A 369-nucleotide genomic window follows, 5' to 3' on the forward strand; every position below is an offset into this window, starting at 1 on the left:
GGGGGCACCCCCCGGAGTGTGCCCCATTTTCTGGAATAAAACAAATATGCCCCGCAGGACCCCACCCCATCAGGTCTCCGGCGTTCCGGCCGTGCGTATCAGGCGGATAGGTCAGCCGTGCAGGTCAGGCGTGCGGGGTCAGCCCAGGACCCGCACCTCCAGGACCGGCGAGGCCGCGATCTGGTCCTCGGTGAACCGTTCGGTCACCCACTGACCGGCCGAGAACAGCTTCGTCTGGTCGGCGTAGTGCGGTGAGTTCGGGTTGGCCGACTGCGAGTAGGTCAGCACCGAGGACGCCTGCGGCGGGCCGTCGGCTGTGAAGGCCACCTGCTGGATGGAGCTGGACCCGAAGGTGACGTCCTGCGTGCC

The 369-nt window shown here is 67.2% G+C and carries 1 protein-coding gene; it reads right to left on the reverse strand.

The window, feature by feature from the left end; all coding sequences use genetic code 11:
- Window positions 1-138: 138 nt before the first annotated feature.
- On the reverse strand, window positions 139-369 hold a 231-nt coding region (locus tag F0L68_RS40835), incomplete at its 5' end, for a penicillin acylase family protein (RefSeq protein WP_149855288.1).

This window comes from Solihabitans fulvus (genome assembly GCF_008386585.1).
Classification (GTDB): domain Bacteria; phylum Actinomycetota; class Actinomycetes; order Mycobacteriales; family Pseudonocardiaceae; genus Solihabitans; species Solihabitans fulvus.